The organism is Rhizobium hidalgonense (genome assembly GCF_005862185.2).
GTDB classification, from domain to species: Bacteria; Pseudomonadota; Alphaproteobacteria; order Rhizobiales; family Rhizobiaceae; genus Rhizobium; species Rhizobium hidalgonense.
The window spans coordinates 1,069,509-1,092,997 of sequence record NZ_CP054028.1; the positions used below are offsets into that span (position 1 = coordinate 1,069,509).

Sequence of the window (23,489 nt, forward strand, 5' to 3'; positions counted from 1 at the left end):
CCCCCAACCTTGCCAAGGCTTCGCAGTTCCGGGAGATTCAATGCGAGTCGACAAGAGTGTTGCCGTTGGTGGAATTTTCTCTAGCTGCTCCTTCATTGGCAAAGCACGCTGGCCTGGCGTTCGTCGGCGATGCTCGCTCTAATTTCGGCGACGGCGATAGGAGATGTCGCTTGCCCCATGAAGGAGACGGATTGCGGCAGCACCTCTTCTGCGGAGTATCCCATCAGCTCTAGGACGATTTGTTTGCCAGCACGATCGCAGATCCTGAACGTGCTCAGCGATGACTATCGGCATCCTTGTTCGTTCAAATGCGATGGCTGCTAGCTCCTTCCGATCATCCAAGGCTGCTTTTGACGATGCCAAACTGATTCTCCTTGCAATTTTTTTGTTAAAAGGCTCGCGATGCTTCCACGCTTATAAGACGTCGACAAACAACGTCAGGCGCGATGCTTTGTTTCCCAGGCTGATCATCTTTTCAGCTCACATCGATCGGCCTCCGTACGGAAAGATTGCAGCTTCGATGGTAATACGGCGATGTCCGGTATAGTGTTGAGAAAGTCATCAGCTCGTGACCTGGTGGATCAGGCGTGTAACATGATCATGAACCCCTATTTCAATTCCAGTCGCGCACGAGAACGCTTTCTCGAAGCTATCCTCCAGAGTGCCATCGAATATGCGATCATCTCCGTCGATCTCGATCACAGGGTGACCACATGGAATGAAGGTGCGCGCCGGATCCTCGGATGGGACGAGGCCGAAGTCATCGGCGAGCCCATCGGCGTAATCTTTACGCCGGCGGACCGGGAGACGGGGGTACCTCTGCGAGAGATGACCGCGGCTTTGGCCGAGGGCCATGCAGATGACGAAAGATGGCACATTCGAAAGGACGGTTCGTTATTCTGGGCATCGGGCCAGTTGATGGCGCTGAGGTCGGATGACGGCGAACTCGAAGGTTTCCTGAAGATACTCAGGGATCGAACCGAGCAGCGAGAAAATGAGCAACGACAGCGCGTACTAATGCACGAGCTCTCGCATCGGATAAAGAATACTCTGTCCGTCGTTCAGGCTATTATCAGCCAGTCCTTCAGAAGCGCCATCAGCATGGAGGACGCCGAGCAGTCGATATTGGCGCGCATCAACGCCTATGCCCACGCTCATGACATTCTGCTGCAGAAGAACTGGCTGTCTGCGACAATGGACGCGATTGTCGAGGCGACCGCGAGCAATCTCGGACTTGGATCGGAACGTTTCAAAGCACGTGGTCCCACCGTCGAACTGAACCCCCAGGCTGCGTTAGCGTTTTCTCTTGTGCTGCACGAGCTTGTCACGAACGCGACGAAGTATGGGGCCCTGTCAGCGGATACCGGGGTGGTCGAAATCGAGTGGTCCCTGCGTCGAGAAGCGGGCGACAATCGCCTCGACGTGCGTTGGCGAGAGCGCGGCGGCCCGGCTGTGGAAGCTCCGAAAAGGAGGGGCTTCGGCTCCCGGCTCATCTATTCCAGCCTGTCTGCTTTCGGAAAGGTCGCTGTTGATTATGCCCCGTCGGGCCTGGTACTGAGCCTCGACGCATCGCTCCAGAGCCTGCAGGATCAAAATTGTTCCAACTCTCAGAGCTAGTTTAGTGCACAAGCCATTGGATCAGCTGCGATGAGAGCGCGATCCTAAGGGGCTTCGTTCGGTATCGGGCGGATTCGCTCTGCCCCTCGTCGCCATCCCACCGCAGCATTCACAACGCGACTTGGTTGCGCAATCTTGGCACCGCCCTCGATCCCGTCGCGTTTGCTGTGCGAGTCCGCGCGCCGGACATTCGAGTTCACTGCAAATCAGGCAAGGAAAAGCATTCGCGCTTTATTTTCGGACGGTGGAACGAAGAAGCTCATCTGGGGTTTCTAACTCGCGAATCTGATAATTCGGCACGAGAGGAAATCCCATGAAAACGTTTATTTTCGCCGCAGCGCTTCTGGGCGCTTCGGCATTGTCAGCCGTGGCCCAGACGGCGCCCGCAACGACAAGTGACGGCAAGACGCCGGCCGTCGCAACTCCTGACTCAAACAACCCGACCGCCCCGGTGGAAGGCGCCAACAGCTTCACCGAGGGTCAGGCCAAGGACCGTATTGAAAAGGCCGGCTATACTGAGGTCAAGGACCTCAAGAAGGATGACAAGGGCATCTGGATGGCGTCGGGCATGAAGGACGGCAAGGCCGTCGTGATCGCTCTCGACTACCAGGGCAACATCGTCGCCAAGTAACGCAACAAATCCTTCCGGAGAATAACCATGAGAACCGTAACTGGACTTTTTGATGATTATACCGACGCCAGTTCTGCAGTCAGCGCGCTTGAAGCCGCCGGCGTTCCTTCTAGCGACATCAGCATCGTTTCCAACAATGCCGACAACCGCCACGGCGAGCATTCGAATGCAGGCGAGGGTGCGGGCGCAGGTGCCGGCATCGGCGCAGTTGTGGGCGGCGCCGGCGGCCTTCTGACGGGCCTTGGCCTGATGGCCATTCCTGGTGTTGGCCCGGTCGTCGCAGCCGGCTGGCTGGCGGCAACCGCTGCCGGCGCTGCCGCCGGTGCGGTCGCCGGCGGTGCGACAGGCGGCATCATCGGCGCAATGACGAGTTCCGGTGTGTCTGACGAGGATGCAAATGTTTATGCTGAAGGTGTCCGCCGGGGCGGCTCGTTGGTCACTGCGAGGGTTGAGGACGCGCTTGTCCCAGAAGCAGAAGCAATCCTCAAGCGCTCCAACTGGGTCGACCCGGCTGCACGCCGTGCCGCCTACACCAAAGAGGGTTGGACCAGGTTCGACGACACGCTCGACCCCTATGGCCCGGAACAGATCGAACGCGAACGTAGTCGTTACCGCCTTTAACCTCTATGGATCCGCGCGCCCAGCGGTGGGCGCGCGTTTCATGCGGCAGACCGGCGAAATTTTCGATCTGGGTGTCACGGTCGGCGGAGCCGGTCTCGCCGGCAATGTGCCTGCCACCGTGAGCACCGCTGGTCTGCGAGCCCCCGTCAGGGAAATGCCAGAAAAAGACGTGAGGTTCGTGCAATCGGAACAATCAGCGATCTGGTTTTCAGATCATCTCTGGTGCGCGGATACCCATAGCCATTGAAATCCTCCATCGCCCCGTCGAGGCTCTTTTTTCGTCACTGCGAGCAACTCGTTTGCGCGATCCCAACTCGCTCTTTGAAAAAAAGAGACGCGAAATCCGGATTCACGTCTCAGTGCAGCTTGAACTCGCCCTTCAACGCGTGCGCCAGTCGTCCGGTCCGATCAAGATGCGAACGCACGGAACCCAGGCCCGTCAAGGCCTGCCAGTAGTTGAGGAGCTTCTGCATCTCGGGGAAATCGGGAGCCAGATCGTAATCCTGCCAGACATGAGTCTGCGGGAGGGATTGGAGGGGAATGCAATAGAGAATATGCGCGGTGATAAGGCCATAACCAGTGAGCTGACGCTCCCAGATCCGATGAATATCGCATGCTCGATCTCCGTGTCGTAGCAATCTGAAGGTGGCGCAATTTTTTGCAGCCATCAACGATTTCTCGAATGCTCGACGCCACGTTATTGTTTCCTTTCCAGTGCGGTAGCAGCCGCCAATGAAGAGTGCTAATTTTTTTGTTTTGACGTCTTGAAATCAAAAAACCGCCAAACCAAATCATCTCGCGCAGGACGCTCGACTGAGGTTTTGCACCCGCCCGGATTGGTCATCCGGTCCGGCCAGGGGAACAACGTCATCATTGTTTGTCCATCGGAGGAAAACATGTCGTTCCGACCGCTTCATGATCGCATTCTTGTCCGCCGGGTTGAGTCCGAAGAGAAAACCAAGGGCGGAATTATCATTCCCGATGCAGCCAAGGAAAAACCTCAGGAAGGCGAGGTCATCGCCGTCGGCCCGGGTGCACGCAACGACACCGGCCAGGTCCAGGCGCTCGACGTCAAGACTGGCGATCGCATCCTGTTTGGCAAATGGTCCGGCACCGAGATCAAGATCAACGGCGAGGACCTGCTGATCATGAAGGAAAGCGATGTCATGGGAATCATTGAAGCCCCGGCGGCGCAGAAGCGGGCCGCCTGAGACCGACCCATTCGTTAAGCTAGCTGCCTATTAGGAGTTAAAGAAATGGCTGCGAAAGAAGTCAAGTTCCACACCGATGCCCGTGAACGCATGCTGCGTGGGGTCGACGTGCTTGCCAACGCTGTGAAGGTGACGCTTGGCCCGAAAGGCCGCAACGTCGTTATCGACAAGTCCTTCGGCGCACCCCGCATAACGAAGGATGGGGTTTCGGTCGCCAAGGAAATCGAACTCGAAGACAAGTTCGAGAACATGGGCGCCCAGATGCTGCGCGAAGTCGCCTCCAAGACCAATGATGTCGCCGGCGACGGCACGACCACCGCGACGGTTCTCGCACAGGCGATCGTCAAGGAAGGCGCCAAGGCGGTGGCGTCGGGCATGAACCCGATGGACCTGAAGCGCGGCATCGACCTTGCTGTCGACGCTCTCGTCAAGGAACTGAAGACCAACGCGCGCAAGATTTCCAACAATTCGGAGATCGCCCAGGTCGGCATGATTTCAGCCAATGGCGACGATGAGATCGGTCGGTATCTTGCCGAGGCAATGGAAAAGGTTGGCAATGAGGGGGTCATTACGGTCGAGGAAGCCAAGACGGCCGAAACCGAGCTTGAAGTCGTCGAAGGCATGCAGTTCGACCGTGGCTATCTCAGCCCCTATTTCGTAACCAACGCCGAGAAGATGCGCGTCGAGTTCGAGGATCCTTATATTCTCATCCACGAGAAGAAGCTTTCCAACCTACAGTCGATGCTGCCGGTCCTCGAAGCTGTTGTGCAGTCCGGCAAGCCGCTCCTCATCATCGCCGAGGATGTGGAAGGCGAAGCTCTTGCGACCCTCGTCGTCAACAAGCTGCGCGGTGGCCTTAAGATCGCTGCTGTCAAGGCTCCGGGCTTCGGTGATCGCCGTAAGGCGATGCTGGAAGACATTGCCATCCTCACAGGCGGCACGGTCATCTCCGAAGACCTCGGCATCAAGCTGGAGAATGTCACGCTCAACATGCTCGGTCGCGCCAAGAAGTTTACGATCGAGAAAGAAAACACGACGATCATCGACGGCGTCGGCTCTAAATCGGAGATCGATGGCCGCGTTGCCCAGATTCGCGCGCAGATCGAGGAAACGACATCCGACTACGACCGCGAGAAGCTGCAGGAACGCCTGGCCAAGCTCGCCGGCGGCGTTGCCGTCATCCGTGTCGGCGGCTCGACTGAAGTCGAGGTAAAGGAGAAGAAGGACCGAGTCGACGACGCGCTGCATGCGACCCGGGCGGCCGTCGAGGAAGGCATTCTCCCTGGCGGCGGTGTGGCGTTGCTGCGGGCCGTCAGGGCGCTCGACAATCTCACTACGGCCAACCAGGACCAGCGTGTCGGCGTCGACATCGTCCGACGTGCGATAGAGGCCCCTGTCCGTCAGATCGCCGAAAACGCCGGCGCCGAAGGCTCCGTCATCGTCGGCAAGCTGCGCGAGAAGTCCGACTTCTCCTACGGCTGGAACGCCCAAACCGGCGAATATGGCGACCTTTATACGCAGGGCGTCATTGACCCGGCCAAGGTCGTGCGCACCGCGCTCCAGGATGCAGCATCGGTTGCCGGCCTGCTGGTGACGACGGAAGCCATGATCGCCGAAAAACCGAAAAAGGAAGCCGCTCCGGCGATCCCCACCGGTGCCGGCATGGACTTCTAAGGCAATCGACGCCGGCCCGCCCTTCCTTCAAGGGCGGGCCTCCAGCAGTGGAGGAACAAATGGTTCAAACGATCATCAAGAGGTCGCAAGTGCCGTTCGATTCCCGCGATCTCGAAATCTGCCAGCACGTCTTCGATGACCTCAGTACGATGGCGGACGTGCCTCGCAATTCTGAAGAAGCCGAACGCATCGCGGCGATCGTGGTGGAGCTTTATCGACAGGGTGTTCACAATCCCGAGCACCTGAAGACCATGGTTCAGGGCGCGCGCGGACTGCTCGAAAAGCAGCCTGCCCAGGCAGCGTGACCATAGGAGCGTCGACAAAGTCCATTGGTCTATATTCGTGGAGTCGGAACATGAGAAAGGGAACTGACAGCAATTCTGCAGCCGAGCGTGCCGTAGCAACAATCAGCGCCGCGCATCTGTTGCGCTCGGCCATGCATTTTGATCATCCGGGCCATGCTGGCCTCATGGGCGCTGCGGGGCATATTTGCGATCCTGCTTGGCATCGCTGCCTTTGTTACGCCCGTTACGACAAGGACCATCGATACGGCGACCGATAAACGAGCACGGCTCCCGACAGTCACCAGGCTGACCCACGCGCCTAGCGAAGAGCAGCTATGTATTGGGGATCTGGGATCTGACCACCATATATCGGTAAACTCTCTTAGATGGATATAACATGGTATCGAGGATCAAAAGAACCTTGACCGTCGGCCAACGCGCGGCCGCGGTCGAGCGGACGAACATGATTGCGCAGGAATCAGCCGCCGAAGAACGCCAGCGTCGCGAAGAAAAGACCGAGCGGCTGCGTCAGCTCAGGCTTGCATCTTCGGAAGCGACGCCGCAGAAGTGAACGCCGGCTGCCATCGAGGAATGGATCCTCGTGCAAGAATTCAATTTCAAAAAATCGGAGAAGACGATGGATCACCTTTCGAGGAATATCGAGGCGACTACTGCATTGCAAGAAGGTCGACTCGCCAAGGGCTACAGCTTGGAAGATCTGGCGATCACGACTGGCCTGACGGTCGACGAAATCGAGGCGGCCGAGCGTGGCGACAACGTGCCGGCCCACAACATCGAGCGGATCGAGCACGCGCTGAAGTAAAAACCGGCGCGTTCAGCCGAACAAATTCCACACCGCGGAAACTGACTGGGGCAATCCGCCGGACTATCTTGCATTGCGCTTCGTCTGGGGTTCGCCGCCGGTAGCCGGTGCTGTCAATAAACGCGCCCTGCGCCTCTGAGCTGGGTCATCATGCGGTGCCAAGACGTTGCTATCAAAGAAAGTCGACATGCGGCGACCGAAGTCTCTAAGACGCGGCACTTAGGCACCATATTGCCGCCCCCTTGCTCCGCTGGGCAATCCATGCCTCTATGCAACCTTAGAGGGGTGAGCTTCAACGCCATGGCATTCCGCACGAAGATAGCCGCTTCGCGGCGCGGAGCGGGGTCGACCTCCATCCCAAGGGACAACGAAAGACTTGAGGATGAGTGTTTTGCGCAAGAATTCAACTCGGGTTGGTCCCGGCTATCCACAGGTCGTTGTTCTTGTCGGCGCAACGGGTGATCTCTCAAGGCGCAAGCTACTGACCGGGCTGTTCCACCTCACCAATGCGGGCTTTATCCCAGGATGTCGCATTATCGGCGTCTCGCTCGACGACATCGATGCGGATGCGTTCCGCACCATCGCCCGTGACTCGCTGGACAAGTTCTTGACACGCAAGTTCTCGCAGTCCGAATGGGAAGCGTTTGCCGCGTCGCTCGACTACGTCCCGCTCGCTGCTGGCGCCAATGCTCTCAAGGAGGCGGTCGACAGGGCCGAAGAAGCACTCGGCGCCGAAACGCGGCGCGTGCATTATTTATCCGTGCCACCAAGCGCCGCCCTTCTGGCCGTGCAACTCCTCGCCCAGGCGGAGCTGACTGAACGCTCCCGTATCATCATGGAAAAGCCCTTCGGCACGGACCTTGCCAGTGCCGTTGCACTGAACAAGAAGCTGCACGAAGTGTTCGACGAGAAGCAGATATTCCGCATCGACCATTTCCTCGGCAAGGAGCCGGCGCAAAACATCCTGGCCTTCCGATTTGCCAATGGCCTGTTCGAACCAATCTGGAACCGCAACTTCATCGACCATGTGCAGATCGACGTTCCGGAGACGCTTGGCCTTTCCACCCGCGCCGCCTTTTACGAGACCACCGGCGCCTATCGTGACATGGTGGTGACCCACCTCTTCCAAATCCTCGCCTTCATGGCGATGGAGCCGCCCACTGCCCTTGAGCCTGCGCCAATCTCGGAAGAGAAGAACAAGGTGTTCCGCTCCATGTTGCCGATTGAGCCGCGCGACGTGGTGCGCGGTCAATACATTGGCTACCGTAATGAGCCTGGCGTCGACCCCGAAAGCGACACTGACACCTTCATCGCCCTGAAATGCGCCATCGACAACTGGCGCTGGGCTGGCGTCCCCTTCTACCTGCGTACCGGCAAGCGGATGGCCGAGGGGCAGCGAATTATTTCGATCGCATTCCGCGAGCCCCCTAAATCGATGTTTCCTGCGGGCTCTGGCGTGGGGGCACAGGGCCCAGACCACCTCACCTTCGACCTTGCTGATGCCTCCAAGGTCTCGCTTTCCTTCTATGGCAAGCGCCCTGGACCGGGCTTCCGGCTCGACAAGCTCTCGTTGCAATTCGCCATGAGCGAAACTGGCCTGATTGGCGAAGTTCTGGAGGCCTATGAGCGTCTGATCCTCGACGCCATGCGCGGTGACCACACGCTGTTCACTAGGGCCGAGGGTATTGAGCGGCTCTGGGAGATTTCGCAACCTCTCCTCGATAACCCGCCGCCCGTACGCCTCTACGACCAGGGCGGCTGGGGGCCGAAGTCGATCCACCAACTCATTGCCCCACACGCATGGCGCCTACCGTTCGAGCGCGCCTGGAGGGATGCGGCAAAGCGTGATTGACGGTCGACGTTTGGACGATGCCGGCGACCAGAATGGCGCCGACCGATTGCGAAAAATCCCAATACAATGACGCTTCGGCCCGGTAAGTGCTCGCTCCAGATCTTCGATACGGCCGGATCGTGCAAATGCCCACGCCTCCTGAAGGGTCACTATCGCCTTGCTGATTGACATGGCAACTCGATACTGCCGGTCCGCCGCCTTGGTAAATTGGCTGGGCTGTTAGATCGCGTCAGGACGCAGCGATTTGGATAGCGGTCAAAGAAAACCGTGCAAACGGCCACGCCCGCCATTAAGGGGAATGTCTTTGAACAACCGCGATATCAGGCGCGGTCGCAGTCCTTGCCTCTCATCGATGAGGAGGAATGACATCCTCTTTATTTCAATCGTGATCACCCCTGCATTATCATGGCGACGATAACTCCGCGAATCAATCGCATGGAATCCGTTTTCCACCGCCCAGTCGGCTATCATATCCGCGTTCATCAAGGTCCTGCTCTAGGAGATGGGGACGTGGTTTCTCCAGCTGTCCCGCCAGTGCAAATCGCTTTTGCAGTTCTAAGAGTACCGCAACTAAAACGATTTAGGCCAGCCAAATCTTTCCATGATTCCACTTCTCACATAGGTGTTGCTAGAAAGACTCGCGGCAATCGAATTCCGCCCATTTGGTGCTATGACGCCCCCTTCGGCTTTCGGTTTGAGACTACCCGCCACCTTGGGATCAGCCTTGCCGCTAGTGACCTTGCTGGCTCCGACACGACATGGCGGCTGGGTAGCGCGATCGTGGAGCGCCGCGGTTGAGACTATTCTGCCTCATCGCTTCCCTGGTTCGATGATCCAATAAGTGGGACGGAGTGCGTAATCGGCTCGACATCGCCGTTGCGTCGGCCAGTGAGCCGCTGTTCCAGCTCGTCCCAACCGACCTTGCCTGCGCGGCCAGCCCCTGCGATCAGAAGCTCCGCTGCTACAAGCGGATGTCGTTTGACCAAGCGCACAAACATCCGTGCGACACCCGACACCGCGGCCTTTTCGACCCCGGAGCGCGCGAAGCGTTGAACGGCGTAGCGTTCCAGAAAACCCGCATCTTCGGGCGCGGCTGCTAGTGCACCGCGCCTTCCGAAGGGCGGTTCTTCATGTCCTTTCGCACGCTCTTGGGGAGCGCATCACGTGTGGATGACCTAACCGCTTCGATCGCGGCCTCGGCAGCCCGGCTCATTGCGGTCCCCGCGGTTCCGAGCGCCCGCCTTCCCTTTCTCATGTTTCGGTCGGCTGCATCTGCAACTTCGTCGTGCTCTTCAACCAATACCGCCGCGGCGGCACCCGCAGCTGCCGTCAGAGCATTGGCGAGGATGCCTCTTCCAACATCGCTGCCGAGCAATCCGTTAATCAGGGACGACTTGCGAAGAGCTTTCGGCACCTTGTAACCAGCGATTTTCTTCGGAATGCTATTTTTCTTTGCCATTTCGACCTCCAATCCCGCGACCCAAAAACGCCCGGTCATCCGGTTGGTTCCGTGTAAACCATACCAATGTTGGGAAGCTCGAGAGAGGAACCTCAGAGAGGAAGCTCTTCCTTTCGGAAAGTGTGGAAAGAAGAGAGAGGATCACTGGAAATAAGGCCGCCAATTTGTGGTGATATATGGCGGTTGCTTCGATGGTCAAAACCGCTTCATTGACGAGAATAGATTCTTTGGCCAATCCGGCGTTGTGAAACCGCGAGCGGCCGGCGCGGGGTAGAACCAGGGCCGTACACCATGTCCCCAAATTCTAACCGGAGAGTGGCCTTATTATCCCAGGGATCGCGGGGTTACGAACCGCTCGAGATAACCGGTACGCACCGCAATCTTGTCCCATCCGTCGAGATCGAGGTCGATAACGGCGAGTCCCGCCGTTGGGAATTTCTCCCGCATGCGCCCCATGGCATCGACATTCCCGTCCGCCACGATAAGCGAGGCCGCATTCTCAATGCCGGGATTGTGGCCGACGATGAGCAGCGTGCGGATGCCAGGTTCGACGGCCCGGATCACATCGAGGATGCGCTCGGCCGACACCTCGTAGATATCCGCCGCCTCGACTTCCGAGACCTTTTTCGAAAGGGTCCTGCGGACGAGCTTCCAGGTTTCCTGCGCCCGGCGGGCCGGCGAGACGAGGGCGAGATCTGGGATAAGCTTTTCGCGCACCATATAAGCGCCGATGACGGGGGCTGCCTTGCGCCCGCGATCCGCCAATGGCCGTTCACGGTCGGCTACACCGTCGGGCCAGACGGACTTCGCGTGGCGCAGAAAGATGAGGCGGTGTTTCGGCAGGATCGGGTTCAACCTTCTTTTAATGCGAGGCCGATGTCGTCAGCGAGAGCTTCGTTTCGTGTTGACCCCTGGAGCATGAAGGGGCCTCCGATACAGGCCGCAAACTAGGCCTATGCCACTGGCAGGTCCAGTTGTTTGGTCCTACATTTGCGATACTCGAACATCCCTTTCGGCATTACGTATGCGCGAGGAACGGGATGCTGTCGCAGTGCTACGCTGCAGGGGCTACTTCGAACTGTGTTTCGGAGAAATTCGGAAGCGCTTTACCTTTGCAGCAGGCGCTCCCGACGATTTGCCTCAAAGCCCTTCATCTACTCGGCAGCGTGCCGTCGACCGTGCGCACCAGTTCGCTGAGAGCGGTCCGTTGATCGACGCGCTCCGCCAGCAAATCGCATGACTTCTGCACGAGGGGGTCGGCAGAGAAGAATCGGGCTGGTTTAGGAAATCGGGCGAAAGGGCTAAAAAAATATACTTCGGCATAATAGCGAGGATGCTCCAGGCAGAGTTAATGTTGCAGCGGCCCTAAAAGAAACGCCCTCCCATCACGGGCCGACTTTGCCGCGCCGGCGTTTTGCTTGACCGCAAGACCTTCACCCTTGCCGGCGCGGCGCCTCTTAAAGCATGCAACCGCATCGCCGCAGCTTTGCTATTCGCGGAACTGCCTTAACAGCATCCCTGGAACCCGCGTCGGGGGAAGATCAGCAGAGATGCGACCGCCTCAACAATCCGAAGCATAGGCTCGTTGACATGAGAGGAAAGTCGGTGAAGCTTGATTGGATCTGCGATGCCTGCACCTCCGATGATATGCGGGCGGCATCGAAGCGAGCGGTGTGCCATGGACGACACGGTCAAGGATGCGCAGAAGACCAGGAAGAACATGTTCGGACGGAAGCGCGCCCTCGCGTCGATCGGCCAGCAGACTTCAACTGACCTTCGGTACCACGAGCCACAATCGTCCTGGAGTGACGGCGATCGCATCTTTACACGAGAACTGATCCGGAGCGGCAACGGCGCATCAAAAGCCGTTCTGAAGGTGCAGCTTGCAGCCGAACATCCCAGTCGAACCAGCCTCGACAGACTGGCCCACGAATATCGCCTGAGAGACGAACTCGACCGGGAGTGGGCAGCCAAACCGCTCGATTTCACAACGGAAAATGGTCGTATCGTACTCGTCCTCGAAGATTGTGGCGGCGTGCCCCTGCCGCAGTTGATGGGACGGCACAGCCATGGCACGCCCGCCGAACTCAAGGTCTTTTTGCGTCTTGCCAAGGGCATTGCGGCGGCAGTCGGCATGGCTCACGGATGCGGCCTCATTCACAGGGACATCAAGCCGGCGAATATAATGGCGGACGAGGCGGAAGGGCGGGTCCGTCTCACGGGCTTCGGAGTGGCGTCGCATCTTTCTCGCGAGCGTCAGGCCGCCGCGCCCCCTGAGGTCATTGCTGGCAGCCTCGCATACATGGCGCCCGAACAGACGGGCCGCATGAACCGATCGGTGGATTCGCGCAGTGACCTCTACGCCGTCGGCATCACGCTCTACGAAATGATCACCGGCCAGCTGCCGTTCACTGCTTCGGAGCCGATGGAATGGGTGCACTGCCACGTTGCCAGGCGACCGGTGCCGCCGTCCGAGCGTGTAAAAGAGCTACCAGGCGTTATCTCGGCAATCGTGATGAAGCTGCTCGCCAAGAACGCAGAGGAACGCTACCAGACCGCCGCCGGGCTAGAGGCGGATCTGCGACGTGCCCTCGTCGAGAGCGAGAAGTATGGGCGGATCGCAGAATTTCCGCTCGGGACACGCGATGTGCCGGACAGACTGGTGATTTCCGAGCGGCCCTACGGTCGCGAACGCGAGATCGCCGCCCTGACCTCCGCATTCGACCGGGTCGTCGCGGGCGCCGGGCCGACGCTGGTGCTGGTTTCGGGTCATGCCGGCGTGGGCAAATCCATGGTCGTGAATGAGCTCCACCGCGCGCTCGTGCCGCGTGGGCTGTTTGCCTCCGGCAAATTCGACCAGAAACAGCGTCACATTCCTTATGCGAGCGTTGCGCAGGCCCTGCAAGGACTCGTCCGAGTGCTGCTGGGCAAGAGTGAAGCGGAACTGGCGCCCTGGCGGGCTGCTTTAACCGAAGAACTGGGCGCGAGCGGTCGGCTGATGGTAACGCTTATTCCGGAACTTGAATCTCTCATCGGCCGGCTTCCGGCGGTTGCGGATCTGCCGCCTCAGGACGCCAAGCGCCGCTTCCAATTGAACATCAGGCGCCTACTTCGAGTGTTTGCCACAGCAGAACATCCGCTCACGCTCTTTCTGGACGATCTCCAATGGTTGGACGCAGCAACGCTCGATCTGCTTGAAGATTTGTGCACTCAGCAGGATATGCATCACCTGCTGCTCATTGGCGCCTATCGCGACAACGAAGTATCGTCCACCCATCCGCTGATCCGCCGGCTGACAGCGATCCGGGAGGCCGGTGGCCAAGTCCATGAAATCGTACTGACACCGCTTAGGCTGGAAGATCTGACCCGGATGCTGGCCGACGCTCTTCATTGCGGAAGCAAGCGTGTCCAGCCGCTTGCGCGGCTAGTGCACAAAAAGAGCGGAGGCAATCCCTTCTTTGCGCTCCAGTTCCTGAGCACGCTGCCGGACGAAGGCCTGCTCGAATTCAATCGCGAACAGACGCACTGGGATTGGGATCTCGATCGCATCGGAGCCAAAGGCTATACCGATAACGTCGTGGATCTTATGCTAAGCAAGCTGCGGCGACTGCCCGATACCACCCAGGCTGCCCTGAGCATGCTAGCGTGTCTCGGAAATCACGCGGCGGTTGATACCCTGGCTCTGATCAGGAGCGAAAATCACGACGCGGTTCATGCAGCCTTTTGGGCCGCGGCACGGGCCGGACTCGTGCTGCTTGAAGAAGGGTCGTCATACCGCTTCCTGCACGATCGTGTCCAGGAGGCCGCCTATGGGCTGATCCCTGAAGATGAGCGGGCGGCAGCCCATCTTTCCATTGGCCGCCTCCTGCTGATGCATACGCCGCCGGAGGCACTCGAGCAGAATATTTTCGAGATTGTCGGCCAACTCAACTGCGGCGGCGCGCTCATCGCGCCCGGCGAAGAGCGCGAGCGTCTCGCGGACTTGAACCTGCTTGCCACTCGCCGCGCCAAGGCGTCGGCTGCGTACGAAGCGGCGTTGGCCTATGCCGGCATGGGTTCGGCTTACCTGCCGAACGATGCCTGGGAGCGCCGATACGAACTCGCTTTCGCCCTCGAACTCCACAGGGCCGAATGCGAATTCTTGACCGGGGCACCGGCGGAGGCGCAGGCCCGCCTCGCAGAATTGGCAAGCCGAGCCACCAGCCTCGCCGATCTGGCCCGCGTCACGCGACTGCGCGTCGACCTTTTCATGAGCCTCGGTCGGAGCGATCAGGCCATCATATTCGGCCTCGACTATCTGCACCGGGTCGGCATTTCGTGGTCGTCCCACCCGACCAGGAGCCAGGTGCGCCAGGAATACGCGCGACTTTGGCGACAACTCGGGGGCCGCCCTATCGAAGAGTTGCTTAACTCGCCCCCAATGGCGGACCCGGTCGCGCTCGCGACCATGGACGTTCTGACTTCACTTGTTACTCCCGCCCTTTTTACCAACGAGAATCTGCGCTGCCTCGTTATCGGGCGAATGGGCAACATCAGCCTCAAGCACGGCAACAGCGACACATCGCCTTATGCCTTCACTGCTGTGGGCACGGTGCTCGGGCCCTATTTTGGCGACTATGAAGCCGGCTTTCGGTTCGGCGTGCTCGGACTGGACCTGACGGAACAGCCTGGAATGGAACGCCTGAAGGCACGTGTCTACCTTGCCTTCGGTAACCTTGCGAAATCGTCGTCGCGTCATGTCCGCACCGGCCGTGCGCTTGCGCAGCGCGTCTTCGAAACGGCACAGCAGGTCGGCGATCTCACTTACGCCGTCTTAAGCCGGAATAACCTTGTGACTTATCTTCTGGCCGCCGGCGAGCCCCTCTCGCAGGTTCAGCGCGATGCGGAGGCCGGCCTGGACTTCGCGCGTCAGGCCGGCTTCGGAGTAGCAGTCGGTTTCATCAGCGGGCAGCTCCAACTCATCCGAACGCTTCGCGGGCTGACGCCAATCTTCGGATGCTTCAACGATGAAGGGTTCGACGAGCAGCAATTCCAACTTAAGACCGACGGCAAGCCGGGCAGTTGCCTGTACTGGATCCGCAAGCTACAGGCATGTGTATTTGCCGGGGATACCCTCACAGCACTTTCGGCAGCGGCGAAAGCAGAAGGCCTCCTCTGGATGACTCCCGCAATTTTCGAGCGGGCGGAATATCACTTCTACACCGGCCTTTCATTGGCCTCTGCTTTGCAGGGATCGAGCCCTGAAACAGCTCTTTATCGCAAGGCCATACGCGCTCACCGCCAGCAGCTCGACACTTGGGCCGCGCACTGCCCGGAGAATTTCGCAAGCCGCGCAACATTGCTTGGCGCAGAGATCGCCCGCTTGGGAAGCCGTGAGTTGCATGCCGAGCGCCTCTATGAACAGGCGATCCAGTTGGCGCATGCGCACGCGCTCCCACAGGATGAAGCGATCGCCTATGAGCGCGCTTCCGCCTTTTACCGGGCGCGCGGCTTCGATCAGATTGCTCGCCTCTATCTTCAAAACGCCCGTCGCTGTTATCTCAGTTGGGGAGCCGACGGCAAGGTGCGGCAGCTCGAAGAAGCCTATCCCCAACTGCGGGATGGACAATCGGCACCGGCTGCAACAAGCACGATCGAAGCGCCGATCGAGCAGCTCGACCTCGCCACCGTCATCAAGGTGTCGCAAGCAGTCTCCAGCGAAATCGTCGTCGAGAAGCTGATCGATACGGTCCTGCGAATGGCCGTCGAGCAGGCCGGAGCCGAACGTGGTCTTCTGATCCTGTCGCGTGGCGGCGAACCGCGGGTTGCCGCTGAGGCGACGATCCGCGGCGAAGCGGTCCACATAGAGTTGCGCAATGAGGCCATCGCCGGCGTGATGCCGGAATCAGTTCTCAACTACGTCCTGCGTATGCGCGAAATCGTCAGTCTCGATGATGCCTCGGCTCAAAGCGCCTTTGCGGCCGATCCCTATATCCGCCATCGCGCGGCCAGATCCATTCTTTGTTTGCCGCTGATCAATCACGCCAAGCTGATCGGTGCGCTGTATCTGGAAAACACTCTGGCGGGCCGTGTCTTCGCGCCGGGGCGCATTCCGGTGTTGAAGTTGATCGCCTCGCAAGCTGCCAGCACGCTCGAAATTACCGGACTTTACCGCGATCTGGCAGAACGTGAAGCGCGAATAGGCCGGCTTGTCGAAGCGAACATCATCGGAATTTTTATCCGAGATATCGGCGGTCGGATTATCGAGGCCAACGAGGCGTTCCTGCAAATGGTGGGCTACAGCCGTGACGAACTCTTGGCGGGTCAGTTGCTCGAGAAAGAGCTGACACCGCCGGAATGGCGCGAGCGTGACGCCGAAACCGAGACCGAGCTGAGAGTGACCGGCAGCGTCCGCCCCTTTGAAAAGGTGTACCGGCGAAAGGACGGCGGTCACGTACCGGTGATGATCGGTCAGGCAAGTTTCGAGGGGGCCGGGCGCCAGGCCGTGGCCTTCGTGCTCGACCTGTCCGAGAGCAAGCGAGCCGAGGAAAGGCAGCGAGCGAGCGAAACTCGCTTTCGGACCTTCGTCGACCATGCCACCGATGCCTTTTTCCTCCATACCGACGATCTGACCGTCATAGACGTCAACCGCCAAGCCTGTGAAAGCCTCGGTTACAGCCGGGAGGAATTGATTGGCATGCACCCGCGCGACTTTGACGGAGCGATCGACGAAAAGGCGCTCGCGACATTGGTGGATCGCGTCGACGCGGGACAGCCAATGACTTTCGAAACGCTCCACCGGCGTAAGAACGGAACAACGTTTCCGGTCGAGGTTCGCGTCGGTAAATTCCGACAGGACGAGCAATGGTTTCGTCTTTCGCTGGCGCGTGACATCACCGACCGCAGGCAAGCCGAGGATGCTATTCAGCTTGCGCGAGCAGAACTCGCCCATGTCAGCAGGCTGACCACTATGGGAGAACTTGTAGCTTCCATCGCCCACGAGGTCAGACAGCCGCTCACCGGGCTAGTCAGCAGCGGCAATGCCTGCCTTCGCTACCTCTACGCGGATCCCCGTGACATCGTCTCCGCCCGTCGCGCCATCGAGCGCATGATCAGCGACGCCTTTCGCGCATCCGAGGTCATCGACCGGATTCGGGCAATGGCGAAGAAATCACCCGAACGCAGGGACCGGCTGAACGTCAACGATATCGTGTCCGAGACGATTGGGCTGGTGTCGACGGACCTCGAACGCAGTGCGGTGTCGCTTCGTACGAACCTCTCCGACGGCTTGCCCCCGATCGTTGGGGACCAAGTGCAAATCCAGCAGGTGATCCTGAACCTTATCATGAACGCCAACGACGCGATGGCGGCGATGCCAAAAGGAACGCGCGAACTCATCGTAAGCACTGAAAAGGCAGCACCCAATACCGTTTTAGTGGCAGTCCGCGATAGCGGACCTGTCCTCGACCTGGCGAAGATCGGCGATATATTCGAGGCGTTCTACAGTACCAAGCCCAAGGGTATGGGCATGGGACTGACGATCAGTCGTTCGATCATAGAGGCTCACAAAGGCCAGCTCTGGGCCACGCCAAACGCGCCCCACGGTGCCATTTTTCAGTTTACATTACCAACCGAGGAGAAATAATGGATCCATGTCCGGGGCGCCGCCTGACCGGCGCAGAACTTGGGGACATGGATGAAGGAGATTGTCTACATCATTGATGATGACGCGTCTGTCCGCGAAGGCCTCGGCGATCTCCTGCGCTCGGTCGGACTTGAGGTACTGACATTCGCTTCCAGCCAGGATTTTTTGGATAGCAAGCGCCCTGACGTTCCGGGCTGCATCATTCTCGATGTCAGGCTGCCGGGGCGGAGCGGCCTGGAATTTCAGAGCATGCTCACGTCCCTTGGAATTGAGCTTCCGGTCATTTTTATCAGTGCCCACAGCGACATTCCGATCTCTGTGCGGGCGATGAAAGCCGGCGCTATCGAATTCTTGACGAAGCCGCTGCGCGAGCAGGAATTGCTCGATGCCGCCTATGCCGGGATCGAGCGCGATTGCGCTCGCAGGCAGCAAGTCGCGCTCATTGCCGAGCTTCAGTCGCGCTATGATTCCTTGACGCCGCGCGAGCGCGAGATCATGAACCTGGTGGTCGCGGGCAGCGTCAACAAGCAAATCGCTGCTCAGATTGGCCTGAGCGAGGTGACCGTCAAGGTTCATCGTGGCCACGTCATGCAGAAGATGCAGGCGAGATCCCTCGTTGATCTGGTCCGGATGGCGGACAGCCTCGGATTAACGACGAAGCCGGCGTGGGTCAAGTAGGCTCGCTCATCTAGACCAAAGTATCGGGCGTCTGGCACGGGTGGATAGTCGGGGCGCCAATTCGGCTGGTCGCGTATCTCATTCGGCAATACGTTCCGAGGGCCGCCGGCTTTATCCTCTTCCCAGCTGAAAAAACATGCAGAGACAGGACGGACGTTGCGCCTCGGTGCAAGAATCTGCGTCGGGTCCGTGCACCTACCATGGGATGGACGCTCATCGATGTTGACGCAATGCGAGTAACTGAAAGATCGAAGAAAGGTAATCATCCATGCAAAACCAGAGATACGCCCTGCAGAAGAACCTCAACATCTACTGGACGGTAATCGATACGGTTTCAGACCGGAAAGCTCTCGTCGATGGCTTCGTTATGGACATGCTTACCGTCGATGAAGCCGAAGAATTGGTCAACACGCTGAACCGTGCAGAATCCCATGCTATCCTTGCACCTTCCCAGTGGGAGCACCGCGATCGAAGACAACAGTAACTCTTCGATCGCCGTCTAGCCGACCGCTCGTCCTGACCGTGACAGAGGACGATGGAGGGAGCTGACACCCTAAAGGCGCTGCGGACAATGGTAAGCTGCAAACAAAGCTCGCTGACCCTGCAACCTGACATGCCACTTTTGACCATAGCAGGGAGGTCCAGGCGTACGGCGAACCGGCTGGCGCTCGAGCGGCAGTCCCGGTGGCTGGAATTGAAACAAAGGGAACGAATTTCGACACCAAGGTCGGCGCACGATCTTGGCCTGCGCGCAAAATCCCCCAGCTCGGCATTCAGGTGCCCAGCGCACAAGATGCCGCTGCGGCTCGATGAAAGACGTCGGGTCCTCCAGCCAATCGACCGGATCAAAGGCGCTGCCGAACGGATGGGTGCGCCCGTTAAGCGATGCACTCGGGCTCACAGGTGCGCAGCTCGCCGCGCACCTGGGATGGTTTGAAACCACCGCTCGAGCCGCTCCGATTTGCGCGTCGATGCTCAACTGGAACTGCGGCGGCGTTCGATTGTTCGACCGCCGCTGCGTCTCGATGCGTCGACTGGTTGTCCTCAGGGTCGGGGCTCGATAATCACTTCGCCGAACATGACACCGCGCGTCAGTGGCTTGGCGAGGAAATCATGCGGGAAGCCGAGAACGATGTCGCTGGCCTCGGCGAGGCGAGTGCGATGCTCATCAGACAATACGACATCGAGCGCACCGAGATTTTCTTCGAGCTGGGCTATCGTCTTCACACCCATGATCGGCGAAATCACGGCCGGGTTGGTAAGCGTCCAGGCGATCGCCACCTGCGCCGGCGTCTTGCCGATTTCATCCGCAACCTGCTTCACGACATCGGCGATGCCGAGACTGCGCTCGGTCAGCGAGCCGTTGCCGGCAGCTACATTCTTGCGGGTGCCTACCGCACTTGCTGTGCCGGCACCGATGTCAAGATCGGAGCGGCTATATTTCCCTGTAAGGACGCCCATGCCGAGCGGTGACCAGGGGATAACGCCGAGGCCGAGTTCAAGCGCCATCGGGATTAGCTCACGCTCAACCGTGCGCTCGATCAGGCTGTATTCGATCTGCAGTGCTACCAGCGGCGCCCAGCCGCGCAGGTCGGCCAGCGTCTGCATGCGCGCTACCTGCCAGGCCGGCGTGTCGGAAATGCCAGCATAGACGATCTTGCCGGCACGGACGAGATCGTCCATCCCCCTCATGACCTCCTCGACGGAGGTCGTGAAATCCCAAGCGTGCAGATAGAAGAGATCGATATAATCGGTGTTCAGCCGCTTCAGGCTGTCTTCTACGGAGCGAACCATGCTGCGGCGGTGATTGCCGCCGGAGTTGGGATCCTTCGGGCGCGAGGTGATAGTATATTTGGTGGCGATGACAAGCTCGTCGCGGCGGCCCTCGGCAAAGCGACCGACGAGTCTTTCCGACGTGCCGCCCGTGTACTGGTTGGCAGTATCGATGAAATTGCCGCCGCGATCGACATAGGCGTCGAACATGCGACGCGATTCCTGCTCATCGGCGCCCCAGCCCCAGTCGGTTCCGAAGGTCATTGCGCCGAGCGAAAGCGGCGATACGCGCAAGCCGGAACGGCCGAGGAGACGATAGCGGTCAAGAGACGGTGTATTGGTTGTTTTATCTGACATGGATAGATCTCCTGTGTTGCAGCCAGAAGATGCGCCTTGTCGATATTCACCACAATGCTACATTATCGGCATGGGTTATTTAGAAAAGAGAACATAATGCGCGGCAGCGACTATGCAGAACTCAGGGCCTTTGCGGCAGTTGCCGAACACGGCAATTTTGCCCGCGCGGCCGCAAGGCTCGGCATGTCGGCCTCCGCACTCAGCCAGACGATCCGCACGCTCGAAGAACGGATGGGTATCCGGCTGCTCAACCGCACGACGCGTAGTGTGGCGCCGAGCGAGGCTGGGCAGCGGTTGCTTTCCCGGCTATTGCCGGCGCTTGCCGATCTCGACCGAGCGGTAGCGGATGTGTCGGCGCTGCGCGACAAGCCTGCCGGTCTCCTGCGCATCAACGCACCTAGGGTCGCGATCGTCCACACGTTGGCGCCTTTGATTGCTCCCTTCAATGCAGTCTATCCCGAGATCATGATGGACATTATCGTGGATGACAAACTTTCCGATATCGTCGCCGGTCGTTTCGATGCCGGCATCCGACTGGGCGAGATGGTGGAAAAAGACATGGTAAGCGTAAAGCTCGGCGGTGAGATGCGGCTCGTCGTCATCGCCTCGCCCGACTACATCGCGCGCCACGGCATGCCGCAAACGCCGCGCGACCTGCGCGAGCACTCTTGCGTCGCCTCCCGCTGGCCGACGGATGGCAGCCTCTATCACTGGGAATTCGAACGCGGCGACGAGAAGCTCGAAGTGGCCGTCTCGGGGCCACTCAGCACCACCGACAACGACCTTATGCTGCGGGCCGTACTTGATGGCATCGGCATCGGTTATCTCTTCGATCATCATGTGGCGGAATATCTCGTCGCGGGCCGGCTGGTCAGCATGCTTGACGACTGGACACCTCCCTTCCCCGGCTTTCACCTTTATTATCCCAGCCGGCGTCAAATGCCGCCGCCGCTGCGTGCCTTCGTGGATTTTGTCCGCAGCAACTCTCTTAGACCGCCTCCAGAGACACAAGTCGGCCAGGAGTAGCTGCTATAGCATCCATGCGATCTTTCGATCGGTATCACCCGATGAGGCGAGCAAACGAGTTGCCGCGTTGCGTTAGGGTCAGGAATCGGAAGCGGCTTACAGCCTTTCGAAGCCGACCAGATTTCTGCCGCGCCGGACATGGGCGGCCGTCCCAGGCCGCCAACAGGCTCGGAGGAGACCGGAATTCGGAATTCGGCTAGGCCTAGGCTTCAACTCGACATCACGTGATATTAGTTATATACCTGCCCTTGTCACTTGTATCACGAGGCTTCCATGCTGTTCCGCTTTGAAGAGTCGCTCCTGCCAGATCAAATGCGCTCCGTCGGCTTGTCGGAAAAGGACGAGAAGGCCCTGTTTTCCCAGTTGTCGAAGGAGATTGCCAACATCATGGCCTCGACGATGGTTGCCGGCCGCCTCCCCTTCGGCGACCTTGGCCCAAGATTGACGGAGCTTGCCAACGCCATGGCTGCGACCGCGCTTGGCCGCTCCGTCGTCCTTCGGCTCCAGCCGGAACTCTCGGACGCTGAGCGTCAATCCGTGAGAACATTCACGGAAACACTAGTGCGGGTGACCGAGACGGTCGATGAGGCACGCCTCGAAGCGGCAATCGGGAAGTTGGCGGAAGTCCTGCTGCCCGATGACCTGGAAAGGGCACGCGGGATCCTGGCCGCCGACAACGTCGATTTGCGCGATCGGTTTGTGGCTGAAATCCCTCACTTAAGCAGCACCGACGTCAATAAACTTGCGGGATCCAACGCAAAGAACAGCTATGCCACGGCGGCGCGCTGGAAGAAGAACGGGGATATATTCTCGCTTTCATACCGCGGAAGCGAGTTGTTTCCCGCCTTTCAGTTTGAGGACGGTCGACCGCATCCGGCAATTAAGCGAGTGCTTCAGACACTTCCTGCATCCATGACCAATTGGCAAAGGGCGCTTTGGTTTGTCACTGCCAACGGATGGCTGGATGACGATGAGCCCATCGACCGGCTCGATGACCTTGAAGCGCTCGAAACGGCTGCGAGGCATGAGCATGAGGAGGTAGTCGGCTGATGGGAACGAAGGTTCCGCCGCCGCCTTCCACCTTCGCGTCGATCAATGTCAAAACAGTTGCAGCTGGAGACACGCTCCATCGCACCCATGCGACCGCATTCCGTGCAGGCGAGTTCAATCCGTGCCGAGGGCAGCCCACGCGGTTTGCACCGTTCGACGATGCTGCCGGCCTGTGCGTGCCGTCGCTCTACGCGGCCACGACGCGCGAGGCCGCCGCTTTTGAGAGCATTTTTCACGACATCGCCCCGAGCGCCCGTTTCAAGACAGTTCGGCTGGCGACCGTCCTGGCCCGCAGTACCAGCCGGATCCGGCCGAAGAGGGACCTGAGGGTCGTTAGCCTCTACGCGCCCGACCTCAAGGCGTGGCGCATTTCGCGCGTGAATCTGATCGAGACGCCGAAGTCGACATATAGGAAGACGGTGTTGTGGGCGAGTGCGATCCACAACGCATACCCCGACGTGGATGGCCTCGTCTGGACCTCACGGCAATGCGATCCGAACAGCTGCGTGATCTTTTTCGGCGACCGCGTTCACGAAGCCGACTTTGACGTTGTGGACTGCATCGATGTCAGTTCGGATCCAAACCTTCTTTTGGAAATTCGAGGATACGGGCGGCGAGCTGGGATAACGATTATCTGAGCTCTGACAACGGCTATCACTGGCAGAATGGATCTCCCGAACCGTACATTTTCTGCCAACGCCTATATCCGGCCACGGATCAAGCCTTCGAAGAAGCAGTTGTTTCCCTGCGGCTGCATTCACCGCAGACGCCCCTGGCTTCGGCATCATACTGTTTTTCAAAAACGGTAT

General features: G+C 59.2%; 19 protein-coding genes and 3 pseudogenes. 16 read left to right on the plus strand and 6 right to left on the minus strand.

Features of this window, described 5'->3' with window-relative positions; genetic code table 11:
* Nucleotides 1–104 precede the first annotated feature (104 nt).
* Nucleotides 105–294 (minus strand): annotated as a pseudogene (locus FFM81_RS32885) (blue-light-activated histidine kinase); the annotation flags it as partial.
* Between the two features lie 300 nt (nt 295–594).
* Between FFM81_RS32885 and FFM81_RS26250 the strand changes: the two are divergent.
* From FFM81_RS26250 to FFM81_RS26265, 4 genes are all read left to right on the plus strand, one after another.
* A complete protein-coding gene (locus FFM81_RS26250; RefSeq protein WP_138386231.1) occupies nt 595–1,617 on the plus strand; it encodes a sensor histidine kinase in 1,023 nt (340 codons plus the stop codon).
* A gap of 313 nt (nt 1,618–1,930) precedes the next feature.
* Nucleotides 1,931–2,248 (plus strand): hypothetical protein, encoded by a 318-nt coding sequence (locus FFM81_RS26255; protein ID WP_025418464.1) that lies wholly within the window; start codon nt 1,931–1,933, stop codon nt 2,246–2,248.
* A 27-nt stretch (nt 2,249–2,275) separates the two neighbouring features.
* Nucleotides 2,276–2,869, plus strand: a complete 594-nt coding sequence (locus FFM81_RS26260; RefSeq protein ID WP_138386232.1) for a general stress protein — start codon at nt 2,276–2,278, stop codon at nt 2,867–2,869.
* Nucleotides 2,870–2,909: 40 nt separating this feature from the next.
* A complete protein-coding gene (locus tag FFM81_RS26265) occupies nt 2,910–3,116 on the plus strand; it encodes a hypothetical protein (protein ID WP_138386233.1) in 207 nt (68 codons plus the stop codon).
* Between the two features lie 109 nt (nt 3,117–3,225).
* Here FFM81_RS26265 and FFM81_RS26270 read toward each other — a convergent pair.
* Nucleotides 3,226–3,484: pseudogene (locus FFM81_RS26270) on the minus strand (aspartate-semialdehyde dehydrogenase).
* 281 nt (nt 3,485–3,765) lie between these two features.
* Between FFM81_RS26270 and groES the strand changes: the two are divergent.
* The 6 genes from groES (at nt 3,766) to zwf (ending at nt 8,713) form a co-directional block, all read left to right on the plus strand.
* On the plus strand, nt 3,766–4,080 hold the full coding sequence (groES, locus tag FFM81_RS26275) for a co-chaperone GroES (protein ID WP_138386234.1): 315 nt from the start codon (nt 3,766–3,768) through the stop codon (nt 4,078–4,080).
* A 45-nt stretch (nt 4,081–4,125) separates the two neighbouring features.
* Nucleotides 4,126–5,754: a chaperonin GroEL gene (gene groL, locus FFM81_RS26280; protein WP_138386235.1), complete on the plus strand. Its 1,629-nt coding sequence runs from the start codon at nt 4,126–4,128 to the stop codon at nt 5,752–5,754.
* 59 nt (nt 5,755–5,813) lie between these two features.
* Entirely contained in the window at nt 5,814–6,059 is a 246-nt protein-coding gene (locus FFM81_RS26285; protein WP_138386236.1) for a hypothetical protein, read from the plus strand.
* A 376-nt stretch (nt 6,060–6,435) separates the two neighbouring features.
* Nucleotides 6,436–6,609, plus strand: coding sequence for a hypothetical protein (locus FFM81_RS26290; protein ID WP_172644330.1), 174 nt, complete (start codon nt 6,436–6,438; stop codon nt 6,607–6,609).
* Between the two features lie 66 nt (nt 6,610–6,675).
* Nucleotides 6,676–6,861, plus strand: coding sequence for a helix-turn-helix domain-containing protein (locus FFM81_RS26295; RefSeq protein ID WP_138386237.1), 186 nt, complete (start codon nt 6,676–6,678; stop codon nt 6,859–6,861).
* 382 nt (nt 6,862–7,243) lie between these two features.
* Nucleotides 7,244–8,713 (plus strand): glucose-6-phosphate dehydrogenase, encoded by a 1,470-nt coding sequence (zwf, locus tag FFM81_RS26300; RefSeq protein ID WP_138386238.1) that lies wholly within the window; start codon nt 7,244–7,246, stop codon nt 8,711–8,713.
* A gap of 239 nt (nt 8,714–8,952) precedes the next feature.
* Here the strand turns inward: zwf and FFM81_RS26305 are convergent.
* From FFM81_RS26305 to FFM81_RS26315, 3 genes and pseudogenes are all read right to left on the minus strand, one after another.
* Nucleotides 8,953–9,196: pseudogene (locus tag FFM81_RS26305) on the minus strand (hypothetical protein); the annotation flags it as partial.
* A 613-nt stretch (nt 9,197–9,809) separates the two neighbouring features.
* Nucleotides 9,810–10,172 carry a hypothetical protein gene (locus FFM81_RS26310; RefSeq protein ID WP_138386240.1) on the minus strand — a complete coding sequence of 121 codons (363 nt, stop codon included), beginning with the start codon at nt 10,170–10,172 and terminating at the stop codon, nt 9,810–9,812.
* A 324-nt stretch (nt 10,173–10,496) separates the two neighbouring features.
* A complete protein-coding gene (locus FFM81_RS26315; protein WP_138386264.1) occupies nt 10,497–11,018 on the minus strand; it encodes a SixA phosphatase family protein in 522 nt (173 codons plus the stop codon).
* Between the two features lie 832 nt (nt 11,019–11,850).
* Here FFM81_RS26315 and FFM81_RS26320 point away from each other — a divergent pair.
* The 3 genes from FFM81_RS26320 (at nt 11,851) to FFM81_RS26330 (ending at nt 18,958) form a co-directional block, all read left to right on the plus strand.
* Complete coding sequence (locus FFM81_RS26320) at nt 11,851–17,796, plus strand: AAA family ATPase (RefSeq protein WP_138386241.1); 5,946 nt, start codon at nt 11,851–11,853, stop codon at nt 17,794–17,796.
* A gap of 51 nt (nt 17,797–17,847) precedes the next feature.
* Nucleotides 17,848–18,474 carry a response regulator transcription factor gene (locus FFM81_RS26325; protein WP_138386242.1) on the plus strand — a complete coding sequence of 209 codons (627 nt, stop codon included), beginning with the start codon at nt 17,848–17,850 and terminating at the stop codon, nt 18,472–18,474.
* 268 nt (nt 18,475–18,742) lie between these two features.
* The gene (locus FFM81_RS26330; RefSeq protein ID WP_138386243.1) at nt 18,743–18,958 is read left to right on the plus strand and encodes a hypothetical protein; all 216 of its coding nucleotides are present in this window, start codon (nt 18,743–18,745) and stop codon (nt 18,956–18,958) included.
* Nucleotides 18,959–19,518: 560 nt separating this feature from the next.
* On the opposite strand, the gene FFM81_RS26335 is transcribed toward FFM81_RS26330, so the two are convergent.
* Complete coding sequence (locus tag FFM81_RS26335) at nt 19,519–20,604, minus strand: aldo/keto reductase (RefSeq protein WP_138386244.1); 1,086 nt, start codon at nt 20,602–20,604, stop codon at nt 19,519–19,521.
* Nucleotides 20,605–20,700: 96 nt separating this feature from the next.
* Between FFM81_RS26335 and FFM81_RS26340 the strand changes: the two genes are divergently transcribed.
* From FFM81_RS26340 to FFM81_RS26350, 3 genes are all read left to right on the plus strand, one after another.
* A complete protein-coding gene (locus FFM81_RS26340; RefSeq protein WP_138386245.1) occupies nt 20,701–21,630 on the plus strand; it encodes a LysR family transcriptional regulator in 930 nt (309 codons plus the stop codon).
* A 273-nt stretch (nt 21,631–21,903) separates the two neighbouring features.
* The gene (locus FFM81_RS26345; RefSeq protein ID WP_138386246.1) at nt 21,904–22,680 is read left to right on the plus strand and encodes a hypothetical protein; all 777 of its coding nucleotides are present in this window, start codon (nt 21,904–21,906) and stop codon (nt 22,678–22,680) included.
* Nucleotides 22,680–23,318, plus strand: coding sequence for an RES family NAD+ phosphorylase (locus tag FFM81_RS26350; RefSeq protein WP_138386247.1), 639 nt, complete (start codon nt 22,680–22,682; stop codon nt 23,316–23,318). The genes FFM81_RS26345 and FFM81_RS26350 overlap by 1 nt, the downstream gene beginning before the upstream one ends.
* Nucleotides 23,319–23,489 lie beyond the last annotated feature (171 nt).